This is a genomic window from Microcoleus sp. bin48.metabat.b7b8b9.023 (genome assembly GCF_013299185.1).
GTDB lineage: Bacteria > Cyanobacteriota > Cyanobacteriia > Cyanobacteriales > Microcoleaceae > Microcoleus.
Genome location: NZ_JAAFKG010000070.1, coordinates 15,157 through 38,172, shown reverse-complemented (window position 1 = coordinate 38,172; position 23,016 = coordinate 15,157). Strand labels below are relative to the sequence as shown.

22 protein-coding genes are annotated in these 23,016 nt (G+C 44.5%); 6 read left to right on the top strand and 16 right to left on the bottom strand.

All coding sequences use genetic code 11. The annotated features are described in order from the left end of the window. The first annotated feature begins 407 nt into the window (after positions 1-407). Both QZW82_RS28320 and QZW82_RS28315 read left to right on the top strand, forming a co-directional pair. Positions 408-719, top strand: a complete 312-nt coding sequence (locus QZW82_RS28320) for a DUF433 domain-containing protein (protein ID WP_293156377.1) — start codon at positions 408-410, stop codon at positions 717-719. Then, positions 720-875 carry a hypothetical protein gene (locus QZW82_RS28315; protein WP_293156374.1) on the top strand — a complete coding sequence of 52 codons (156 nt, stop codon included), beginning with the start codon at positions 720-722 and terminating at the stop codon, positions 873-875. Positions 876-940: 65 nt separating this feature from the next. On the opposite strand, the gene QZW82_RS28310 is transcribed toward QZW82_RS28315, so the two are convergent. The 3 genes from QZW82_RS28310 to QZW82_RS28300 all read right to left on the bottom strand — a co-directional run bounded on the left by QZW82_RS28310 (position 941) and on the right by QZW82_RS28300 (position 3,800). Further along, positions 941-1,831, bottom strand: coding sequence for a hypothetical protein (locus tag QZW82_RS28310; protein WP_293156371.1), 891 nt, complete (start codon positions 1,829-1,831; stop codon positions 941-943). 320 nt (positions 1,832-2,151) lie between these two features. After that, on the bottom strand, positions 2,152-2,757 hold the full coding sequence (locus QZW82_RS28305) for a DUF1517 domain-containing protein (RefSeq protein ID WP_293156368.1): 606 nt from the start codon (positions 2,755-2,757) through the stop codon (positions 2,152-2,154). A gap of 551 nt (positions 2,758-3,308) precedes the next feature. Further along, a complete protein-coding gene (locus QZW82_RS28300) occupies positions 3,309-3,800 on the bottom strand; it encodes a hypothetical protein (RefSeq protein ID WP_293156365.1) in 492 nt (163 codons plus the stop codon). 358 nt (positions 3,801-4,158) lie between these two features. Here QZW82_RS28300 and rfbB point away from each other — a divergent pair, with 358 nt between their 5' ends. From rfbB to QZW82_RS28280, 4 genes are all read left to right on the top strand, one after another. Beyond that, on the top strand, positions 4,159-5,265 hold the full coding sequence (gene rfbB / locus QZW82_RS28295; RefSeq protein WP_293156362.1) for a dTDP-glucose 4,6-dehydratase: 1,107 nt from the start codon (positions 4,159-4,161) through the stop codon (positions 5,263-5,265). A gap of 277 nt (positions 5,266-5,542) precedes the next feature. Further along, complete coding sequence (gene crtA / locus QZW82_RS28290; RefSeq protein ID WP_293156359.1) at positions 5,543-6,391, top strand: cyanoexosortase A; 849 nt, start codon at positions 5,543-5,545, stop codon at positions 6,389-6,391. A gap of 2 nt (positions 6,392-6,393) precedes the next feature. Continuing rightward, positions 6,394-7,062, top strand: coding sequence for a cyanoexosortase A system-associated protein (locus tag QZW82_RS28285; RefSeq protein WP_293156356.1), 669 nt, complete (start codon positions 6,394-6,396; stop codon positions 7,060-7,062). A 173-nt stretch (positions 7,063-7,235) separates the two neighbouring features. Next, entirely contained in the window at positions 7,236-7,913 is a 678-nt protein-coding gene (locus QZW82_RS28280) for an HpsJ family protein (RefSeq protein WP_293156353.1), read from the top strand. 667 nt (positions 7,914-8,580) lie between these two features. On the opposite strand, the gene mgtA is transcribed toward QZW82_RS28280, so the two are convergent. The 13 genes from mgtA to QZW82_RS28215 form a co-directional block, all read right to left on the bottom strand. Beyond that, a complete protein-coding gene (gene mgtA / locus QZW82_RS28275) occupies positions 8,581-11,097 on the bottom strand; it encodes a magnesium-translocating P-type ATPase (RefSeq protein WP_293156350.1) in 2,517 nt (838 codons plus the stop codon). Between the two features lie 216 nt (positions 11,098-11,313). Next, the gene (locus QZW82_RS28270; RefSeq protein ID WP_293156347.1) at positions 11,314-12,909 is read right to left on the bottom strand and encodes an oleate hydratase; all 1,596 of its coding nucleotides are present in this window, start codon (positions 12,907-12,909) and stop codon (positions 11,314-11,316) included. A gap of 1 nt (position 12,910) precedes the next feature. Beyond that, positions 12,911-13,114 (bottom strand): hypothetical protein, encoded by a 204-nt coding sequence (locus QZW82_RS28265; protein WP_293156344.1) that lies wholly within the window; start codon positions 13,112-13,114, stop codon positions 12,911-12,913. Between the two features lie 25 nt (positions 13,115-13,139). Beyond that, positions 13,140-14,537 (bottom strand): sugar porter family MFS transporter, encoded by a 1,398-nt coding sequence (locus QZW82_RS28260; protein WP_293156341.1) that lies wholly within the window; start codon positions 14,535-14,537, stop codon positions 13,140-13,142. A 44-nt stretch (positions 14,538-14,581) separates the two neighbouring features. Further along, on the bottom strand, positions 14,582-14,863 hold the full coding sequence (locus QZW82_RS28255) for a hypothetical protein (RefSeq protein WP_293156338.1): 282 nt from the start codon (positions 14,861-14,863) through the stop codon (positions 14,582-14,584). A gap of 248 nt (positions 14,864-15,111) precedes the next feature. After that, positions 15,112-15,534, bottom strand: a complete 423-nt coding sequence (locus tag QZW82_RS28250) for a hypothetical protein (RefSeq protein ID WP_293156335.1) — start codon at positions 15,532-15,534, stop codon at positions 15,112-15,114. A gap of 288 nt (positions 15,535-15,822) precedes the next feature. Beyond that, complete coding sequence (locus QZW82_RS28245; protein ID WP_293156332.1) at positions 15,823-16,491, bottom strand: DUF2807 domain-containing protein; 669 nt, start codon at positions 16,489-16,491, stop codon at positions 15,823-15,825. A gap of 52 nt (positions 16,492-16,543) precedes the next feature. After that, positions 16,544-17,338: a DUF6544 family protein gene (locus tag QZW82_RS28240; RefSeq protein ID WP_293156329.1), complete on the bottom strand. Its 795-nt coding sequence runs from the start codon at positions 17,336-17,338 to the stop codon at positions 16,544-16,546. A 70-nt stretch (positions 17,339-17,408) separates the two neighbouring features. Further along, complete coding sequence (locus QZW82_RS28235) at positions 17,409-17,936, bottom strand: DUF3122 domain-containing protein (RefSeq protein ID WP_293156326.1); 528 nt, start codon at positions 17,934-17,936, stop codon at positions 17,409-17,411. Positions 17,937-17,980: 44 nt separating this feature from the next. Continuing rightward, positions 17,981-18,853: a hypothetical protein gene (locus QZW82_RS28230; RefSeq protein WP_293156323.1), complete on the bottom strand. Its 873-nt coding sequence runs from the start codon at positions 18,851-18,853 to the stop codon at positions 17,981-17,983. Between the two features lie 221 nt (positions 18,854-19,074). Beyond that, on the bottom strand, positions 19,075-19,890 hold the full coding sequence (locus QZW82_RS28225) for a potassium channel family protein (RefSeq protein WP_293156320.1): 816 nt from the start codon (positions 19,888-19,890) through the stop codon (positions 19,075-19,077). Between the two features lie 13 nt (positions 19,891-19,903). Continuing rightward, the gene (locus tag QZW82_RS28220; protein WP_293156317.1) at positions 19,904-21,619 is read right to left on the bottom strand and encodes an HlyD family efflux transporter periplasmic adaptor subunit; all 1,716 of its coding nucleotides are present in this window, start codon (positions 21,617-21,619) and stop codon (positions 19,904-19,906) included. Positions 21,620-21,711: 92 nt separating this feature from the next. Beyond that, positions 21,712-22,836 (bottom strand): ABC transporter permease, encoded by a 1,125-nt coding sequence (locus tag QZW82_RS28215; protein WP_293156315.1) that lies wholly within the window; start codon positions 22,834-22,836, stop codon positions 21,712-21,714. Positions 22,837-23,016 lie beyond the last annotated feature (180 nt).

Below are 23,016 nucleotides of genomic sequence, written 5' to 3'. Positions count from 1 at the left end.
CTAGAATTTTTGCTCGTTTTTTTAGGAGATGGCTCTGGCTCTGGTTTTGGTTCGTAGGTGGCTAATATTGCACTGAGTTTTTGGATTTTCTCCCATAGCTCTACTATCAAGGCTTCTTTTGCCTCGTCCGATAGTTGTTTTAGGTCGGGTAGTTTTTCCATTCCTTTATCTAATGTCTATCTTGTCTTCTTGTCAAGGGGGTTGAGCAATTACTATTGAGCGAATTCGAGCGTCGGAGTGCCAAACCCAAGATCAGGCATTTGCCTATGCAAAGAAGATATTACAGGTTCTTGATAAAATTAAGTCTTCAAGGTAGATACCATACACCATCATTGCAAACAACCGTAAAGACAAAAATGTTATAATTTGGCATATCATATTTAGTTTAGTGGTAAATATCCGCCAGTATGCTATCTCTAAGTTACCCACATATCCAAAAGCAGGATAATCTGCCGGCAAGATTACAACGCTTACCACGCATCCGAATATCGCAAATCGTGATGGACTATTTGGCTTATGGTTGGTCAGTGGAAGAAATGTGTCGCCAGCACCTTTACTTAACGCCAGCAGAAGCTCATGCCGCAATGGGCTACTATTTCGATCATCAAGAAGAAATCGATCGCGAAATTAATCAAGAATGGCAGCAAGTACAAGAAAATATGACACAAGCAGCCAAATCACCTTTCTACATTCGCATGAAAGCTAAAGGACTGCTGTAAATGGCTATTGCTTTGTACATGGATGTTCATGTTCCCCAAGCTATTACCGATCAATTGCGTCGTCGAGGCATAGATGTACTGACAGCCTTTGATGATGAAACCCAAGAGCTTCCTGACGATCGGCTTTTAGAAAGGGTGACACAACTTAAGTTGTAGGGTGCGTGAATTTGACAAACTTCCTACTCAGGCGCAGATATTCGAGGGCGACGCACCATAGATTCTTAGCGCCTTCTGCCGCTTCCGAAAGAACGACTGCGACTCGGTTGGCGAGAACCCCTCCCGCTACCAAAACTCGGACTCCGCCTGTTTCGATTTTGACCGGGCTGCGATCGCCTCAAATTGCTGCCGCCGTAACCCGAACCGGTCGATCGATTGGCCCCGGGCGCTGCTGGGCGTCTTACTGGCACGTTCGATGTGGGCGATCGCAAGCGGCCGGTCGTCCTTAAAACTTGACGGTTTCTCACAGCAGCAGGCGGGGCTTGGTAGCGAGTTTGATACTGCTGGACAGCTTGGCCGTAAGTATTCCCATACCCGCCATATCCGGTCATAATTCCCGGCTGATACATAGGCGGCATATAATATCGCGGGCTAAATAACAAACTGCCGATCGCCTGACCCGCCAAAGCCCCAGCAAACGGTGCCCAGAAGCCTGATTGTTGTCTCACTACCACTGTTTGCGGCTGACCGGTTTGAGGATTATTCACAGTTTCAGTCACGTTGTGAACGTACTCAATTTTAAAATCTTCTGTCAAATGCAAGCTCGCTTTATTGTTATCCAAATTTAGATAACTTTTCTTCCCTGCCGATATTTCTTCGGCCGTCAAGCGAGCCATTTGCAAATCGGTAGTGCGGTAAACTGGGGTACTGCCGGGGGGAGTATTTAGCAACATCAAATTGTATTCGCCGTCACTATCGTCGTAGGTAGCTTGTTGTACGGCATATTGACCTTGAGCCAAGTTATTGCTCGGTGCCTGACGCGGTGTATTCACACTCCGATTTGCCGGAGGATTTGGTGCCGGATTTACAGGAGTTTCTGTGCGAGGAGAACCGCACGCAGTTGCAGTCCACAAGAATGTTAAAGCCATTAAATAAATTGTCAGTTTTCGCAGCATGATAATAATTAGTCATGGGGCATTGGGAATGGGGCATTGGGCATTGGTAATTAGTCATCAATACGCTTGGGTTAACACTGTTTTTTGTCATTGCTACGAACGAATTAATTGCAGTCGGGAATATCTCTTTCCCAAACACCCGATCGCACTTTGGACTAGACTAAACTCTTGATTGATTCCTAAGAAGAGGACTGAAGTCCTTACTACAAACCTTGTTTATTTTTACTCTTTTATTTTAGCGCGCGTCGGTCACAATTATTTGTGAGGATAGCGAATTGTGTTCGCGGGTTGCCAATTCAATTTTTTGATTTTTCTCATTGTTAAAGAGGAATGAGTTCTGGGAAATTGACCAAAACTTGGTCGTTGGTAAGTTCGTCTCCCAACTGTGCGGGAGAAAAGTGAACTTGCACCGCTCGCAGCCTTTCTTGGTAATGTAAATTAATCAGTGCTTTTAAACCGACTTTCAGGGCCTCGATCTCAGCGAGGTCAGTTTCTAGAGCCGGAACTTCACCTTCATAGGCAACTGTCAACATTACCACCACATTTCTAGTTACTGGTAAAGACAAGGGGGAATTTTTATCGGAAACAGATGTGCTGTATTGAGGCTCGCTGAGATAGCGATCGGCTGAATCAGTAAAAAGTTCATCCACATAATCGCCTGTTTCGCCTTCATCCCAAAAAACATCGCCTTCATTAGCGGCTGCTCGCCAGTAGTTGTCATACTGCAACAGGTGATTGCAAATTTCAACCAGCCCTTCTCCTAACACTGCTACATCGCCATCGGCATCAATTGCTTCTCTGGCGGTGCGGTTGAGAATTCCTAACAGCGGTGCAACTTCTTCGCCTGTTAGCTGAAGGAAGATGCGACAAACTGCAAATCGAGTTTTACCCGTAAATTGATTGAATCGATCGCGCCAAGCATTCATAATAACCTATACTTTGTCATCTGTAGGGCTATATTTCCAACGATAGCAGGCGATTTGAACTCTTGCCGTCTAACCTCAGATTGAGATCGAGGGCATTTTGAGCGATCGCCTCGGCGCACAGTCTCGTTTTGACTCAGGTAAACTTCAAGTATCGGCAAGATACTCTAATTGCCAGCATTCGCCTTCCAATCTCGAAATTATCTGCGTTAATCAGCTTTCATCTGCGGTTTTCTTCTAGCATCAAAGATTTACGCAATTCAAGTCTATTGAGTTAGTTGCTTCCACAAATAACTGACGCAGCAACCGGATTCCAACGATGAAAAGATCCAGGTTGCAGGTTATTGCGCCCGATCGCGATTCGGCGTACAAATTATATCGCTTCCGGTTGCATCGGAATGATTTAACCGCAGAGGCCGCAGAGAACACAGAGAGAGAGACAAGAGAGATGAATAATTCCGATGCTACGGGATTTGATATTAATAATTTCCCATCAAAAAACCTCCAGCCTTGGGACTGGAGGCTACCTGTGCGAATACTTTGGTTTGATATAATTATTTGACGATCGCACTTTCAACTGGTTCGATCGCACTTTCCGAACTCACCTCGGCAACTTGCGCTACGGGCAAATCCAGCTCGCCGCCCGGAGCTTCCGGGTGTTCGCGAACGCCTGCAACCGTTTCTACTGGCTCAGCTACACCTGTATCTGCGATCGGATCTAGCGACTCTTCAAAAACTTCAAAATTATCGCTCATCGCAGCGCAAGCAGCAGAGGCGCGTTGACCGGCGCGGTAGCTCATGTAGGCCGCACCTCCACCCAAAATCCCAGCCAAACCTAAGAAACCGAGAGCTACTGTTTTGTTGGATTTCCACGGATTAATTTGATCCGAGCCGTCGGAACCTACTATCGTTGGCCCAGAAGCAGATTGAGCGGCCCCAGATTTTTTGTAGGAACAGGGGAAAGCAGATGCAGCGTCACCTATGGCGATGCTGCTCGCGATCGCGACGGTGGAAGCAAGGCCAGCTAACACTTGAAACTTCTTCATGGTGCTCTGGATTTTGTAAAGGATAATTAAAAAATTAATGGTAACAGCTCTTTACAAATCTATCAACAAGCGATCGCCGCCCACATCACAGATCGATCGCAACTGCCAACATCTCTCAATCCCCCTTGAAATTTAAAGTTGCCAGGTAAAAAAGCTGAAACCATTGTTAAGCAAGCGTTTTGACAAACAAGCCGTTATAAATTAAAGTCAACCGAGTCAATATTGCGATCGCGCCCAAATTAGAAAATCTGAAGTCAGACAATAGAAATTTTAATCACAGGGCGACCCACACTTGATGAAAAACTACTTTTAAGGCTACTTTTGAAAAGGCTTATTTATTGGAAAAACTTTTATTTTTATGACAAACAGCGGGAATCAAGGCATTGAGCGACATCCTCATCGATTGTTGGTGACGGGCGGGGCTGGATTTATCGGCTCGAATTTTGTGCATCACTGGTGCAGCAGCTATCCGGGCGATCGAGTAGTCGTGCTCGACGCTTTAACCTACGCCGGCAACAGACAAACCCTGGCAAGTTTGGAAGGAGGAGAAAATTTTCGGTTTGTGCAAGGCGATATTTGCGATCGTACCCTAGTCGATACCTTGCTGAAAGAAGAAAACATCAACACAGTCGCCCACTTTGCCGCAGAATCTCACGTCGATCGATCGATTATCGGGCCTGGCGCCTTCGTTCAAACCAACGTAGTCGGAACCTTCACACTCTTAGAAGCCTTCCGCAAGCATTGGGAAGTAATTGATGATTCGTCTGTCAAATCACAAATGCGCTTCCTCCACGTTTCTACCGACGAAGTTTACGGCAGTCTCGGCCCCGACGACCCAGCATTTACCGAAACAACCGCCTACTCCCCCAACAGTCCCTACTCAGCCTCCAAAGCTGGCAGCGACCACCTCGCCCGCGCCTATTTCCACACCTACGGGCTCCCAACAATCATCACCAACTGTTCCAATAATTACGGCCCCTATCACTTCCCCGAAAAGCTGATTCCATTAATGTGCATCAATATGCTATTGGGCAAACCGCTACCAGTATACGGCGACGGTCAAAACGTCCGAGATTGGCTGTTCGTGCTCGACCACTGCCGCGCCTTAGATGCCGTTATCAACCGCGGCCAGCCCGGGGAAACCTACAATGTCGGCGGCAACAACGAGGTGAAAAATCTCGATTTAGTCAAAATGCTCTGCCAACTAATGGACGAATTAGCTGCTGATTTGCCCGCACGTCCTTGCGAACAACTGATCTCATTTGTCAAAGATAGAGCCGGGCACGATCGGCGTTATGCTATTGATGCCAACAAAATTAAAACAGAGTTAGGTTGGACTCCCTCAGTCACAGTTGAAGAAGGTTTGCGGCAGACCGTGGAATGGTATTTAGCCCATCGCGAGTGGTGGGAACCCCTGCTTTCCGAGGAATATCAAACTTACTACAGCAAGATATACGCTAATTAGTTATTGGTTATTGGTTATTGGTTATTGGTTATTAGTTATTGGTTATTAGTTATTAGTTATTAAAACCAGTAATTAACACCTAATACTTAACAACCAACAAATAACGACCAACAATGACTTTTACATTTATCACATACATTGACAATTGTCAATGTATGTGAAGATTTAGTTAAACTTCATTCATATCCCATAAAAGCAACTGTTTGTAGCTGATAATTTCAAAAGAGCGATCGAAGTTAAGCATTTTAAAAGTTTTTAGTAAAAACAGAAAGCAGCAATGACCGAAATCAACTGGCTCAAACACATCCAAGAACCGAAATACTGGCTGTTAGGCATCGCCTCCGGTTTGATTGGCGTGCAACTGACTCTGACTTCCAGAACCAACGACACAGACCTATTTGGCACAATGTTACTGTTTTGGGGAGTTGTAGCATTTCTCATTTGGGAAAGGCACGAATCCTTAACCTTTGAAAGCGGAATTTTCGCCAGCTTCTTTGGAGCCTCCTTAATTGCTTTTATCTTGCTCAAAAGTTCTTCGATATTTGGATACGACTTTTTTATCAGGGCTTCCCCTTTCTTGATAGGAATCAGTCTGGCGTTGCTAGCTTCCGGCACCAAAGGACTGAAACAATATTGGCAGGAACTGCTAATTCTTGCCTATACAGCTATTCCTCCCGGATTGATCGGAGTATTTGCTAATGTAGCCCTATACACAGCAAAATTTTCAAATTTTCTCCTGCACTATATAGGATTTGAAGTTCAACGTAAAGGAGTTTTTCTCATCCTAGAAAAGGGCAGCGTCGAAGTATATCACGGCTGTTCGGGGGTGAATGCAATTCTACAATTGCTAGGACTAGCCCTGGTTTTCTTACTGATGTTTCCTACAACTGTGGCGCAAAAAATTGTAGTACCAATCCTTGCAGTCGTGATTGCATTTGTAGTTAATGCAGCCCGAGTTGCTCTCATGGCAGTGCTAGTATCATTATCTCAACCCGAAGCATTTAAATACTGGCACGAAGGAAATGGTTCGGTAGTCTTTTCGATGATTGCTGTATTGATTTTCGGGTTATTCTGCTGGTTTGCCATCTTAAAAAACGAACCACAAAATCAGGAGCAAGAAAATTAATAATGGCTATTACCTATTGGAAACCAGTTAGAATTTCTCTTTTGGCTGTTACTCTTACAGGAGTTTTATTAGTCGCAGGCAAATTGACATTCTATCCCTCGAAAGGCAATAATTATGCAACCAAGTTTGAATTTCCCTCTACGGTGCCTCTAGCAGAGTGGAAACTACAAAACAGCGCGCCGCTGAAAATTAGCGATACCTCAGAAGTCAAGGTTGCCAGAAAGTATGAATATCAAAAAAGTAACATTGCTATAGAAATAGAGATGCGCTATGTGGTAGGTACCATCGGGGATGTGGAAAGTATGATGAAGGGACATACTATTCTGAAGTCGTCTCCTGGTAAACTAACATTAGCAAACACTCAAGGCGCGGGGTTTCACGGAATTTTGCAACAGCAAAATCGATTGTATTTGAGTTCGTGTATCAATCCTCGCGGCAGTGCTACAGTCACTGCCGAACAGTTTAGATACAATCGCAACACTCGCGATTGGCAGCCAAACCGGGTTTTGTTTTGGCTGTTGGGTAGGGGAAATATTCAAGACAGGCGATGTTTGTGGACTCAGATGTCTGTGCCTTTGGATAAAACAACTCCAGAAAATGCCCAAAAACTGCTAGAAAATGCTTGGGTTTCTTGGTATGGGTGGTGGCAGCCGCGATTTCCGGAACCTTAAGTCAGTCAATTTCAGATTTGAGATTTGAGATTTGAGATTTACAATGGCAGATGAATCTGAGAGTTCTAACTTGGGTCTAAAATTTGGAGACTCGACTGCTTCAATCTGTAGCTTGTATCCGTTTTTAGCGGATTGAGAGAGATTTTTTTGTTAACAACAACTGTGATTGTCTTATGAATGACGTACAAAGCGAGCAAGGTTTTTCTATCTACAGGCTGCGTTGGATTGGCTACGGTCTATTAATTCTATCTTTATTAGATACGATCGCAGTTTTGATACCAGCAAATTTTGGCAATCGTGTCTGGGAATTGCAGACAATTGGCGCTGTAGTGGAACGGGTGCCAGTTCCTCTATTGGCAATGGCGCTGATATTTTTTGGCGAAGGATATGACCGCAGAAGTTTGGAAAACATTCTTTTGAAAGTTTTGTCTTGGGTTTGTCTGCTGCTGGCGGTGATTTTTCTGTTGATGATGCCCTTGGGAATTTTTGGCACTATCTATGTCAACAACCAAAACGACAAGCAAATTACTACTCAAGCCGACCAACAATTAGCTCAATTGCAGCAAGTAGAAGAACGGCTGAATAAGGGTACTCCTGAAGATTTAAAGACTTTGGCTGGGGAACTTAGCCGTTTGGGAGTGCAAGCGAATACGCAAAACCCGCAGGAATTGAAAAGCCAAATTCTTTCGAGAATTACTCCGGCTAAGGAACGTTTGCAGGCGCAAAGGGCCACGGTGCAGTCAAATCAGCGCATGGGGTTATTTAAAAATGCTGTTAAGTGGCTGCTGGGCGCGTTGATTTCTAGCGTCTTGTTTTTCACGATATGGCGCGGTACTGACTGGGCTAGGTAGTAAGTATTGGTCTCAACTTAAGTCTGAAACGATTGAATCATCTCGCTTTTATCCGAGTCCAGATTCCCCGCGCATTCCCCTTCTGAAGCAGGGTAGTTTTATTCTGGGAAAAGAAATCTGAAACTACCGAAAGCATCGCTCAAAAGTCGGTTAGCGTCCCAGACGCAACTCTCATATTAATAAAGGTACGTAGTTGGGCTTCAGCCTCTTTATCTATATGTCTAAAGAGGGCTGAAGCCCAACTACGTACCTATTTCTATGATTACTATAAAACCACGCTGCTAAATCCGGTTTAAGAAGGGGGACTTTGATCGGATTCTTGTCCCCGCCTTTTTTGAAGGGGGCTTAGGGGACTCTGTCTTAACCCAAGCGTATTGTATTATTTTAAGCAACTGGGTTTCTGTATTCAGAACTGTTGAAAGTACGATCGCCCCTACACGATTGAATCAAAGTATTTTGCCATTCTTGGGTCATTACTGACTTATCGGCGATCGCACTTCCTAATTTAAACCTAATTTTTGTCTAAAAACACATACCACATTTCGCTAGAAAAAGTTGCAATTTGAACTCTGTTTTGGTCAAATAAGTAAGCTATCTCTGTTTTTAATTATATCTAACGATTCATTAAGTTATTGATTTTTCATGCCTAAGTTTTGCGCCTTAACGACTAAAATTTCACTCGTTGATAAAACACTCGTTTCACATTCTCAGCCGCCGTAACGTACAACAGGACGATCGCGCCCAGCACCAACACGAAACTCAACGGCAACGGTTGAAACCGTAGGAGCCTTCCCAAAGGTGTCCAAGGAATAACGATCGTCACTCCTAAGGTAGCCAGCGTCGCCATCAACAAGTATTTCCCCGGTTTACTGTCGAAAATAGATTTGCGAGTACGAACGACCAGCACAACCATCGAAGCCGAGATGACAGACTCCAAAAACCAGCCGGTTCTAAACTGTTGTGGTTGCGCGTGTAGCAGCAACAGCAGCGCCCCAAACGTCAGGTAATCAAAGATGGAACTCAGCAAGCCAAACACGATCATGAAGTTGCGGATAAACTTGATATCCATCCGGCGCGGTTTGCTGACTAACTCCTTGTCTACGCGATCTGTTGCGATCGTCAATTCCGGGAAATCAGTTAATAAGTTCGTCAGCAAAATCTGACTGGGTAACAGAGGCAAAAACGGCAGAAACAGGGAAATTCCCGCCATGCTAAACATATTACCAAAATTAGCGCTAGTTGCCATAAACACATATTTTAAAGTGTTAGCAAAGGTAATTCGTCCTTCCTTAACACCTTCGATCAGGACATTCAAATCCTTTTCCATCAACACAATATCAGCAGCTTCCTTCGCCACATCCACAGCACTTTCTACCGAAATACCAACATCAGCAGCATGAAGCGCAGAAGCATCGTTAATGCCATCTCCTAGATATCCAACCACATTCCCCGCTTTTTTGAGGGCGATGATAATCCGCTCTTTTTGGTTTGGTTCTACCTCGGCAAAAACATTTGTATTTTGTACTCGGTGCATCAAAGCTTCATCACTGAGCTTTTCTAGTTCAGAACCTGTTAAAGCCTTTGGTTCAGATAGTCCTACCTGCTCAACAATACTCATAGCAACTGCCTTGCTATCTCCAGTAATCATCTTCGGAGTAATTCCCAACATTTCCAACTCTTTGAGGGTGTCAGCGATGCCCGGTTTGGGCGGATCGAAAAGCGCAATGTAGCCGAGAAAAGTCATGTTTGTTTCATCATCTTTGCTGAAGGAATCGCGCTCGCAATCCCGATAAGCCACACCCAAGGCTCTAAATCCTTTACTACCCAAATCTTCCGCTTGTTGGTGGAGTTTTTGTCGCTCGTTTGTAATGTCGATCGTTTTTCCTTCCGCAGTTTCAACGGTTGAGCAAACATCCAAAATATTTTTCAGCGCGCCTTTCGTAATAATTAAATGCGTGCTTTCTTTTTTGAACAGAATGCTGAGACGTTTGCGGTTGAAATCATAGGGGACTTCATCTAGTTTTTGATAACCCGAAATGTCGAATGTTTTGTATTCGCGAATTGCTTTGTCGATCGGATTCACGTAACCAGACTCAGAGGCGGCATTCAAATAAGCATAAAGTAAAACGCGATCGCTATCTTTCCCCTCCACATCAACCGCAGAGTTAATTTTCACCTCTCCTTCCGTCAGCGTGCCCGTCTTATCCGTGCAAAACACGTTCATACTGCCAAAATTCTCGATCGCAGGTAAGCGCTTCACAATCACCCGCTTTTTCGCCATTGTCTGGGCACCGCGCGCCAGGTTAACGCTGACTATAGCTGGCAACAATTGGGGAGTCAAACCCACCGCCAGCGCCAGAGAAAACATAAAAGATTCCAGCACAGGGCGATGCAGGTAGACGTTGGCGGCAAAAATTAGAGCGACTAAAACGAGCGTTACTTCCATCAGAAAGTAGCCAAATTTGCTCAATCCATGTTCAAAATCCGTTTCGGGAGGTCTTAGTTTTAGACGTTCCGATACCTTGCCAAATTCAGTGTCTTTGCCAGTATGAACAACTACTGCTTTCCCCGTTCCACTAATCACATTGGTTCCCATATAAAGGGAATTGGTGCGTTGATTTAGTCCAGTTTCAGCGGGCAATACACCATTTAATTTGTCAACCGGATAGGTTTCTCCTGTCAGTGCTGCTTCATTCACCGATAAATCTTTTGACTCTAAAACTAGACAGTCGCCGGGAATATTTTTACCCGCACAAAGCACCACAATGTCCCCCGGAACTACTTCCTCATTGGGGATTTCTTGAGATTGACCATCCCTCAACACAGTGGCTTTAACTTGCACTAAAGCTAATAGTTTTTCGACAGCGTTGGACGCTCCTCGCTCTTGCCAAAATCCTAACAATCCACTGATGATAACGATCGCCAAAATCATGATGGCATCTAGGGCATCTTTCAGAAAAATCGATAGCACCGCTGCCAAAATCAGAATCACGATAATCGGACTCTTGAACTGATTGAGCAACAGCACGAATGCACTTGATTTGTGTGTTTGTTTGAGGCTGTTTGCACCGTACTGGCTCAGGCGTTGTGATGCATCAGCACGGGTTAATCCTGCGGCTGTAGAGTGCGTCTGCTGGAGCACCTGCTCTGTGGACAAGCTCCAAAATGCGGACTCTGTATTCATGATTTTCTACCTAATTTTTAATTTTTCGCAAGCAACCTTGTTCGCACAAAAGCAGCAGCAGCCACCAAACTATGAAAATTTCTAAAGCCCATCTCCCTATAGCGATCCTAAATGAATCGTAAATTTTTAACCCCACCCCAGCCCTCCCCATGAATCAGGGGAGGGAGCAAGAAATTCACAAATGATTTACGATCGCTATATCTACTTAGACAAAACTCATTTAAACGCTTTAACTAAAGCCTCAAACTGTACTCGCAGTGACTTGTCATGAGGCGAAATTGGTGGAATTTGCCGATCGATACCTAGGAATTGATATACCGCCATTTGAGCAACTCGCACCGAATACTCAACCGTGAAAACAACATCATCAGGAATTTCGACAAACTGGCTGATGAAAGCTAGATTCTTCGAGCTACGAGGAATCGGTAACGGTCGATCCGTGCGTAAACGAGGCATAAACATACTTGTGATGTACGGCATCCGGCAAGGAATGCAGTTTGCCGATTCCACGGTATCCAAATCGAATCGCAGATGGCCACAGAGCTCTCGCAGAATTTCTGCACCATTGCAATCGCTCATCGGCTTGGGAACGAAATCGCCCACGCGATCGGGAAAAAGAGCATATCCCCAGAAAACCTGTACGTCAGCAGGCTGATTTATGAAGTGGGGTTGATACGCAAGGACGATCGACATCAGCCAGTTTGAGTCTTTAAACGTAATCAGCCCTCCAGTGCCCGGTTGATTGCCACTAAATTTGGCGATTTTATCGAAAAATGCGGGGTTTTTCAATGTGACTGTAAAAGACTCCCAGAGAGACTCTGCAATGCTGCTGTTGAAAGCAGCAGGATTCCCAAAATCTGGGCTTTGTGCCGCCAGTTTTTCCCACAAATTCCAACTGTCGCAGTCCTGTTTAGTCAGCTTTTTGGGTGCACTCGTCATCGATCCCAAACTTGAGGCATCTGTCATAGATCCGTTTTGCAGAAAAACCAGATCCGTGTCTTTAACTGCGATCGTTTTGCTTTCACCATTTTGTTGATAATGAATGCCTGTCACCACAAACTTGCTCTCTTCGATGTTGCGATTCTCATTCTGAGAGACTCCACCAACAAGATCCGTCACCTTGCAATCTAGGATAAAATTAACATCTTGAGCTGCGAGCCAATTCTGCAATGGACGAACCAATGAATCGTACTGATTGTAGATAGTTCGCTTCACCCCACCGAGGGTTTCAATACGAGAGAATTCGAGCATAAAGCGATGCAAATAACGCTTGAATTCAACGGCACTATGCCACGGCTGGAATGCAAATGTAGTCGCCCACATATACCAGAATTCAGTGTCGAAAAATTCAGGAGAAAGCCAATCTGTGATACAGCTAGTGCCCAAATCATTTTCATCAGCCAAGGTGAGTTTCAGCAATTCCTCACGATTTTGCATAGAAAAGCCCATCGAACTCACGGGGACTTTCCCACGACGGCTGTCAACTAGACGCGCCATAGAATTTGACTTGTGCTGCTCATTGAACTCCATAGTTTCATCAAATACCGTTTTGCCGGGTGAACTCAGGGAAGGTATTGACTTATAAAGATCCCAAGTGCACTCGTAATTGTCGGTTGTTACCATTCGTCCTCCCCGCAGCGAATAACCGTTTACAGGGTTCCCGGCTCCATCCAAACTCCCGCCTAACATGGGCTTTGCTTCTAGGATAAAAATATTTTTGCCAGGGAATCCGCCGTCGCGAATCATAAAGGCTGCGGCTGCCAAAGAGCCGATACCACCACCCAACAGATAAGCATTAGATTCGTTATTCATGTCAATTAATCCCCGATAATTTTGGTTGAATATTGTCTGAGTTCTCTGTACTTCTCGCAGCTACTTCTGCATCTAATCTGCTAGAAATAGCTGACAAGGTTGGTTTTTGTGTTTCTTCCATCCTCGCCATTGCTAAGAAGATTGTCGTAGCAGGTTTCAAATTGTCAAGAATTTGTTTGGTGAAGTTATCAATTGTCGCAATCACGATCCGTCCTCTGGTATGCCAAAGATTACATTTGTTCGAGTTCCATTCCTTTGGTTTCCTTAATAAAAAAGGCAACAAAAAAGATTGAGATTGCTGCCGATATTGTGTAAAGACCGTAGGCCACACCCAGTCCAAAATATTGTAATAGCGGAGGAAAGGTTGTAGAGACAACAAAATTTGCAATCCACTGTACTGCGGCGGCGATCGATAGTGCTGATGTCCGAATTTTGTTATTAAACATTTCGCCCAAAAGCACCCAAACCACAGGGCCCCACGAAAAACCGAAACAAAATACATACAGGTTGGCTGCTAGAAGGGCGATGATTCCAGCAGATCCGCTCAGTGTTGGATTACCAGAGGCATCCAAGGCTGCATTCCCGAAAATAACGGTCAATGTACCTAAAGTTACGGTCATGCCGATCGACCCGACAAGCAGCAAAGGTTTGCGACCAAACTTATCGATAAAAGTAATTGCAATCAACGTCGTTATAATGTTAACCGCTCCTGTAATTATCGTGAGTTTGAGAGAATCTTGTTCAGAAAAACCAACAGCCCGCCACAAAACGCTGCTGTAGTAAAAAATTACGTTGATACCAACAAACTGTTGCAATATTGATAGACTGATGCCGATCCAAACAATCGGTAATAGTCTGCCACTTTTTCCAAAAAGGTCAGACAAGTTAGGCTTGCGGTCTTTCAAAATAGTTTGCCGAATGTCTACAATTTTTGACGAGACGTTACCATCCACAATTTTTGTAAGAATTATAGAAGCTTCTTGTTCTCGCCCTTGAGCTATTAAATATCGCGGAGATTCAGGAATCGCCAACGCAGCCATGCCATAAATCACGGCTGGAATAGCTGCTGTCAAGAACATCCAGCGCCAAGCAGCTATCCCAAACAAAAATGGTAGTTCTGCTGAACCCGCCGATGCGGCAATAGAATAGTCACTTAATAGTGCAACGAAGATTCCCAGGACGATCGCCAATTGCTGGAGCGATCCCAGCCTGCCACGCATATCAGCAGGCGAGCATTCGGCAATGTAAGCTGGTGCAATGACGCTAGCAATACCAACTGCAATCCCTCCCAGCAATCGCCAAAAGATAAAGTCCCAAATGCCGAAAGCAAATCCCGATCCAAGAGCGCCGATCGTAAATAATCCTGCGGCAATTAGCATTGCTTTGACTCGACCGTAACGGTCTGCAATCTGTCCAGCACAGAAGGCTCCCAGCGCAGAGCCTAACAAAGCCAGAGATACTGCCAAACCCGTCAACCAGCTACCGGCATTAAACGCTTTTGTTAGGGCTATAATTGCGCCATTGACTACAGCAGTATCAAAACCAAATAAAAAGCCACCGAGAGCAGCCGCCCCACAAATTAAGATGACATGATATGTGTTGGTTTTATGAGTTGTCGCAGATATCATTATGCTTGTACTCCACGATGTTGAGTTTATTCATGCTTGTCTACTTATTGAATTTTTGACGCAATCAGACCGACAAGCACAATTAGACCTAATGCTCGACGAAAGTAGTTAACGCCTTGAAACAGTTCTTCCCAAGCCCAAGTAAATAAGACACCAAAAGCTACTAAATCCAACCCTAAATGAATTTTGCCTGTTGTAAAAATGAGCTTTAACAAACTAGCTACAATCCAGACAATCAGTGGTAGATTTGGCGGCTGAGCTATGACAATTTTGCCTTCGCTGTCCCGGAATGTGCGATCGAACAATGTATCTTCTCTGGTTTCCATGAGTTTATGGTCTAAATGTAGTAAGTAAGTCGGTGTAAATAATTCAAGGTTTGTAGTGAGGGCTTTAGCCCTGTAAAAAAGGGCTAAAGCCCTCACTACGAACCAATCTCAGTAATTGTCAAATTACTTAACATACTTTGTTTTATTAGCGTCTACTTACTTAAGAGGTATGAATTGAATTGAATTACTTACACAAATCTTTGTCGATCGCGCATTGAATTTTGGCTGAATATTTTTGCGATCTAACGCTACTCGGCAAAGTGCTGTCGAATCTTGGCCGCGATTTGATTGTCCGTCATCTTGTCAACTGTCTCAATACCGACGATACGTTTACCGAGGTTATTTGATTCAAGACGTTTTTTTAGTTCATCCTTTGCCTCACCAGGGCCAAATATCAGAATAGACTCTGCATCACGAATACACGCAATCACCTCATCGTAGTAAGTATTGAGTTCTCCCGTAAAATATCTCTGGCGACTATCATCTGCGGGTACTTGAGATGATTCATAGCTACCCTTAAGCGGTGAATCACCCGATCGCCTAGGCTGTTTTTCTACCTCCGATAGTATCTCCTTTTTATCTTCCCCTTTTTCAGTAATAGTCAGAATACTAGCCTTCCGATGGTCAATCCACAGCCCTGTTTTTGTTGTCATTGGAACTCCTTTGTTCATTATTTTTTGAGACTTATAGTTTTTACCAGAAAGAAGTGGTTAACAGTCTTTTTTTGGGAAAATTAAAATTAGACTATTCATTACTCCAATCCTCTTCTTTCTAGGTAGAGGTCGCTCTCAAACTGTCAACTGTCAACTGTCAACTGTCAACTGTTGAATAAGCCACAGGATAAATGTAATTTTGTTATTAGTTTACTCTTTAAAATTGACGAAAGTATTCTTCTTAAGGCATAGTTTTTATGAAGAATTGGAATTCTGAAGCCAAATCAATTTGCGACTTGCTAAAAGCTACCGTTTTTTGACCTTCCCCAAACCCTCCACAGACTCCCGGACTTGGGGAGAACCAACATACTCGATCGCCCCCACGCCGGATACAGTCGCGTCCAACTGCTCGCTCACATTAACCACAGCGCTCCCCACGCCACTGTTCCGAACGGTAGCCTGCTTAGTCTTGAACTCCTCGCCCTGGAAGCCTCCGACCCCGGAAAGGGTCAGATCGAGTACATCTGCGCTACCTGCGATCGCCATGCTACCCACTCCATCCAGAGAAACCGACAACCGCTTGCTTTGGATACCCTTTGCCTCAATACTGCCGACACCGTTCAGGTGCAAGCCTTCTAGGCTTTTGACTTCCACTACGAACTCAATGGGCTTGGTTGGATTGATGGCGGCATCGTTGACAGTGCCGAGATACAGGGTGCGATCGGCTACACGACCCTCTAGGAGGGGCAAGATGTTGTCCTCAGCGCTAATTGTGAGGGATTCTTTTCCCGTTTGCTGTACCTTGACCATGCCCACAGATTTAAAGTAAATCGATGAGAATCCAGCCACTTCTTGGGATGCGATTTTGACGATTCCGGAGCCTCTAACCCCGTTATTACCAATATTGAAATAGCAGCCTGAGAATATGCTCAAAGCTACTAAACATGATAGCAACCAGTATCGTTTTGTTTTCATTGTTTTGTCTCCATTGGTTTAAAGTAAAATTTACATAAATTGATTTAGTTGCTCACGATGCGAACTCATAGTCAATCTCTGTAATTCTTCCTTTAAAATAGAGCCGAATGCCTTCTGGATACTCCCATCCAACTTCGCCTTCTAAAGGAATCAGCATCCCATTGCGAACTGAATATTCCCCAAATCGGCCGCACCAAGGCATCGCAGTCAGCTTATCGCGATAACGAGCTTCAGCCCGACAAGTCGCGATCGCACCTTCAGCATTAAACTGAAATACGAGGGAGACAGTTGTTGCGCCATCCGTCAAAGTAGCGCGGGCAGATGTATCGTCGATCGCATCCCAGCGCACACCTTGACTGGGCAATAATGCAGTCGGATACCAAGGAGTCTCAGCCAAGAAGCGCAATAATTCACCTTGATTGTTTTCAGCGGCACCGTGCATTTTTGCAACGGTAAAAAGACCGAGTAATGATGCGTGTAAACTGCCTTCTCCTAACATATAGGTATCATGGACAAAGGCATTAACTCCTGGTGCCATCTGGATGCGTGCATCCCAATCAAAACCCGGACGTTGAGCGATCGCAAGTTGAGTCGCAGTAAACGGACTCCACTTATCCTCCATTTCATTCATATTGAACAGTCCCTGCTGAGAGAGTTTGACCGCAGAGGCGATCGCTTGTCCGTCCTTAAGAACTGTCCAAAAAAATCGCTGTACGGGTGCTGGCAAGCCTTCAATCTCTTTCTGGTCATAGATTTTGGGCTTAATTGTCCGCCGTCCATTTGTTAATTTGGCTCGTAGGCGATCGGTATCTGACTGCCATCGATAGCCAGCATAAATGATAGCCATTCCCAAGCTTAGGAAAATTGAAAAAACAATAATTGTAGTCCACTTAATCCACATAATATTTACCTAGATTTTATGGTGATTTATAACTGCCAACAGCCTGCCATTCTTCGACTAAAGATGGTGGGACTGACAAGCTAACAGGTTCACCATCGATAGTTGGTAATGATAATTTCAGAGGAATCTCCGCCTGCAACTGCGGTAATAATGGCTGGAGGTTATACTGTCCGACGTTGGGTTCGGGAACGGCCCCCTCGGTGAAAATATCACTAGAAGCTTCGGTAGCTGTGAGTGTTTTTCCTAGGGAATCAGTCAGAGTTAGAGGTTGAGTGCGATCGATCTTCGTCACTCCAGGAAAACCCACCAACCGCAGATCGAAACTCGTCTGGTTATCTGGGCTGATGCGTTTAAAGGCGATCGCTTGCCAGTTATGGCCATGCTGATCTGTGAGGGTTTGCCGCGATTGATAAACCATCTGTCCTGGTGCTTCCTCTAGTTCGCGAATGGCGGCAATGGTCGGGTTTTGCCCAAGTCCAACTAAGAGGCAAAACCAGATCGCAAGTCCGATCAATATGGTCTGAATCGACTTTCCAAATATCATAAATTTCTCCTGAATTTGAGTTGTGAAAATTTACATATTCCTAATTACTGAGTAGCTATTTCGGGTTTTTCTCTACCAAATTGCCACAGTAAGATGACACCTAATCCGAACAGATTGATCAGGGAAACTACTAACCCTCCGAAAAATGGAATTAGTGTCAGAATAGTTAGAATTGCCAAACCGACCAAAAACTGCTGCTGCAAAGATCGATCGCCCTTACCAACTACACGTTGACCGACAAAAAGCGCTACGCCTAATGAGCCAACTAGAGCCGTGACAACCGCCGTCAGACTCAGGAGTGGAATCAGGGGAATCCCAATGAGCGTAACAGCTAGAAACACGGTGGCAAAGACAAAGGAGACGATCGCCCCAATCCCCCATAAAGCTGTCAAACCGGGACTTTGACGCAATTGTGCCGCCAAATTCGGTAGGAATTGTGGGCTGCTATGCAAAATAATCAGTCCTAAAATAGCTGCTACTACTGCGGAACAAATTCTAAAAAGGGCACTGAAGAAATACTGACCAAAGAAGCTACTTCTGCCGCGATTAGAGCCATACATCATGCCATGTCGATCGCTAAATGTAGCACGTTCACCACTAACGATCGCACCTGGTTCCTGCACGATTTTGCCACCAAAGGAGTAAGCATCACCCTCCACCCGCGCTCCTTTTTTCAGGATGACATCCCCGCCAAACGCCATCGCAGTATCCAAAACTCTGGCATTAGGAGAAACCGTAACGCTTCCCCCAAAAGCATGGGCATTTTCGACAACTTGATTCTCTGCTACGATGATATTTCCACCAAAGCGAATCAGGTTAGTATTGTTGATATTGATATCAGTCTGCGCCAGGGCATTGCCTGCAAATATCAAGCAAATCGTGGCTAGGAAAGCTAGAATTAATTGTTGCCATTTCATAAAGTTTATCTCATCAATAAAAAGAATCTGGACTATATTTTATGATATTCAACAAAGGTGAGGAAACTGTGAAGAAAGCTTAGACAGAATCGCAATAATTTATATTTTTGTGCATACATTATGCTACCTTAGCTATCCTACTCTTTAAAATTAGCAAAGGTATTGTTCTTAAGGAATATTTTTTATGAAAGCAGGGTTGAATTTATATCATTCTCAGCAATTCAACGATCTAAATTTTGTCGTGTTAAGGCTTGAATCTCTGTTCGTAGTGCGCTAATTTCTGTTTGCAGAGCTTGAATTGATTTTGCACTTGCTATTTCTGCTTGCTCATTTTCCGCATCCTGACTCACAAAAAATGTTGCCAGTGTTGCCGTCAAATAGCCGCATACTGCGATCGCATACAACCCCAGCAAAAAACACAAAACCCGCCCTTCCGCCGTTTTCGGGAAGTAATCAGAGCCGATCGTAGTCAACAACATTGCCGTCCACCACAGCGCTGTAGCATAGTCAGTAATGCCACCAGTACCATCAGGAAGTTTGCGCTCAAACGCATAGATTCCAGCCGCGCCAATGAAAGTGACGATCGCAGTTAACGCCACCACATAGCCAAATCCCCGACGCTGAAAACTGGCAGAAAGCAATCGCATTCCCCGACTGGTACGGATTGTCAAACGAACTAACTGGAATCCTCGCACCGCATGAATCGATCGCAAAGGCTGGATAACTCGCAAAATCCGAAAGATTCGCAACGCTGGAATCAGTAGTGACAAGGCGATTAACCAGTTATGCTTCAGGTAAGAAATTTTCCGAGGAGCGAGGATAAATTTGATGCTAAAATCCAGGATAAAGGCGATCCAAATCGTAGTTCCGATCGCCTCTAGCAAAGAATTCAGTCCCCAAACTAGCTCGATGATAAACAGTCCTAACCAGGCAAAACTCAGCATCAGCATCGGCATTTCTAGCCAATCTTCCCACTGTTGCAGGACTTCGCAGCGCTCTCGATCCAAGGCTGATTCTGGTTGTTTGCGATCGCTCATAATTTATTACATCTTACTTTTTCAACAGAATTTCGGCATCTACAGGCATACCCGGTTTAACAAAACCACCGGGTTTATCAAAGCTTAGTTTCACACCAAAAACTTGCTCAACGCGGTCTTTTTGGAAATAGATATTTTCCGGTGTAAACGATGCTTTGGAATCAATAGATATCACCTTTGCATTTAAGGGATGTTCGTGTTTTGAATCGCTGTCGAGGTAGACTTTGGTAGGTTGTCCTACCCGAATTCGAGCGATTTGTTCTCCCGGAATAAACCCCCGCATATAAACTTGTTTCATGTCTACTATCCGCAGCAATGGACGACTTGGTAATACTACGGTTCCAGGTTCGACGCTGCGGGTGGTGACGATTCCTGCGATCGGACTTTTTACAGTTAAATTATTCAAACGACTCTGGATCAGTTGTTGATTTGCTTGTGCTGTTTTGACATCTGCTTGTGCTCCCAAAAGCGCGACTTTTGCTTGGTTTATCTGGGTTTGGAGGCGGCCGATATTCGTTGCTTGGCGATCGGGATTCAGGGCTGTGGTTTGTGCTTGGGTTAATTTTCCCTGAGCGATCGCGATCGCATTACGGGCCACTTCTACACCAGCCTGACGACTTTCCAGCATCGCCTGGGCAGTCTCAAATGCGGTTTGTGCTAAATCGGCGCGCTGTCGAGTTTCTGCACCCAGATTGGCTAGATTCACAAAGCGATCGCGATCGACTTTTGTCTGTTTTAGCAACGCTCTGGCTTCTGCTACCCGTGCTTGTTCCTGCTTGATAGCCGCCTGTGCCGTGCTCACCATAGCTTCCGCTTCTGCAACTTTGCCGATCGTATCACCTTCAGACTGTTTGAGATTTAATTTTGTATCTGCTACCTGACTATTTAATACCGAAATCTGAAGAAGAGCCGTTGCTTCTCGTTGTTTAGCGGCATCAACATTTGACTTAGTTGCTAATAGTTCTGACTGCACTTCCTCGTCATCTAACCGTACCAACAATTGCCCTTTCTTTACGGTTGCACCTTCTCGGACTGTTACCTCTTTAACACGACCAGATCCTTTGGTACTGACATCAGTTTCATAGCCTTCGATGCGCCCACTAAAAGGGATAAGATTATTGTTTTTAGGACGGAAGAAATTATACCAAATTCCTGCACCGATACCTGCGATCGCGATAGTTCCTACTAGCAACCACAACCAAAGGTGAGAAGATTTAGGCGCAGGTGGTGGCACAGAATCAGTCGGTTTTGGTTCTGCGGAAGATTTAGGTGCAGGTGGTTGAACAGCATCAATCGGTGGTGATTCTATAGAAGATTCAGGTGCAGGTAATTGGGCAGAATCAGTCAGTTGTGATTCTGTAGAAGATTTTGGCGCAGGTGGTTGAACAGAATCAATTGGTGGTGATTCTATAGAAGATTTAGGCGTAAGTGGTTGAACAACATCAGTCGATTGTGCTTCTATAGAAGATTGAGGCGCAGGTGATTGAACAGAATCAATCGGTGGTGATTCTATAGAAGATTGAGGCGCAGGTAGTTGCACAACATCAGTCGATTGTGCTTCTGTGGAAAGCTTAGAAGAATCAATTAAATTAGTCATGGTAATTGGTAATTGGTAATTGGCAATTGCTAATTGGTAATTGGTAATTGGTAATCGGTAATTGGGAATCGGTAATTGGGAATTGGGAATTGGAAATTGGTAATGGGTAATTGATAATTGGGAATCGGGCACAGAGAATTAGTAACTTGTATAGATTAGAAAAAGTTCCTTCTTCCTTCTTCCTTCTTCCTTCTTCCTTCTTCCTTCTTCCTTCTTCCTACTTCCTAACTAAGTTGTTTTCGATAACGATTTGCACTTACAAGCAGAGTTGCTATGGCAAACAAAATCATCGCGATCGCGTGCAACCACCAAACCTCTAACCCAGTCCCCTTAAGCAGAATCCCCCGCAAAATGACCAGATAATGATAAAGAGGATTAATTTTCGCAATCCAACGAAACAGCAAAGGCATACTATTCACCGCCGTAACAGCACCGCCCAATAAAATAATCGGGATGTTTAAAAAGATGCCAATTAGAATCGTTTGTAATTTGTTTTCAGAAAATGTCGAAATAGCTAACCCAATAGCAACCCCAATTTGAATGTAGAGAATCGAGAAAATCAACAACAAAAATAAATTACCTCGCAATGGTAGTTGAAACACCAAAAATGCAGCAGCAAAACACATCAGCAAAGTTATGGTGAGTAAACCAGAAATGGGAACAATTTTAGAAATCAGAATTGCCGTAGAAGCCACGGGTGTCATCAGTAATTGCTCTAATGTTCCCTGATCTTTTTCTCGCACTGCTTCTACGGCGGCGGCGAGAATTGCACTCAGAGTAACGATCGCACCAATGACTCCAGGTACAAAGAACCAACTATCCAAAGTACCGGGATTGTAGCGGAAAGTGATTTCCGACTGAACCGGAGCCTTCAATCCTGTTGATAGCGGTTGATATTGTTCTACTAAATTGAGGTTAAATTGAGTGGCAATTTGGGCAATATAACCCTTGGCAATGCCAGAACTATAGGCATTAATGCCATCAATTATGACCGCAACTTCTGACTTGCCAGTTTCCAACAAATCGCGACTAAAACTAGCGGGAATCATCAAGCCAGCATCGACTTGTCCGTGTTCGATCTGTCGAGTCAAATCCTGCTGGTTGTTGGTATGGCGACTGGCAATAAATACCTGATTTACCGTGAAAGCATCGACTAATTGCCGACTGATGGCCACCTGATTTTGGTCTAGAATGCCTAGCCGTAGATGGGTGACATTGGAGTTTAAGACATAGCCGAAAATTACCATAGAAACAATTGGTGCGATGGTTAGGAAAATTACCAGTTGCCGATTTCGCAATAGTTCGGTGGATTCTTTAATTAACAGAGCAAAGAGACGACTATTTAACATTGTTTATTCTCAAGTTATTACTATAGGAATTACTTACGGGAATCAAAACCACTGGTGGTTGAGCCCTTCGACTACGATCGGGATCATTAGTGTCAACCTAATCTCAAACCCAGTCACAGAATAGTGTTTGACTGTTAAGCTTAGATCCCCCCTAGCCCCCCTTAAGAAGGGGGGGACAAG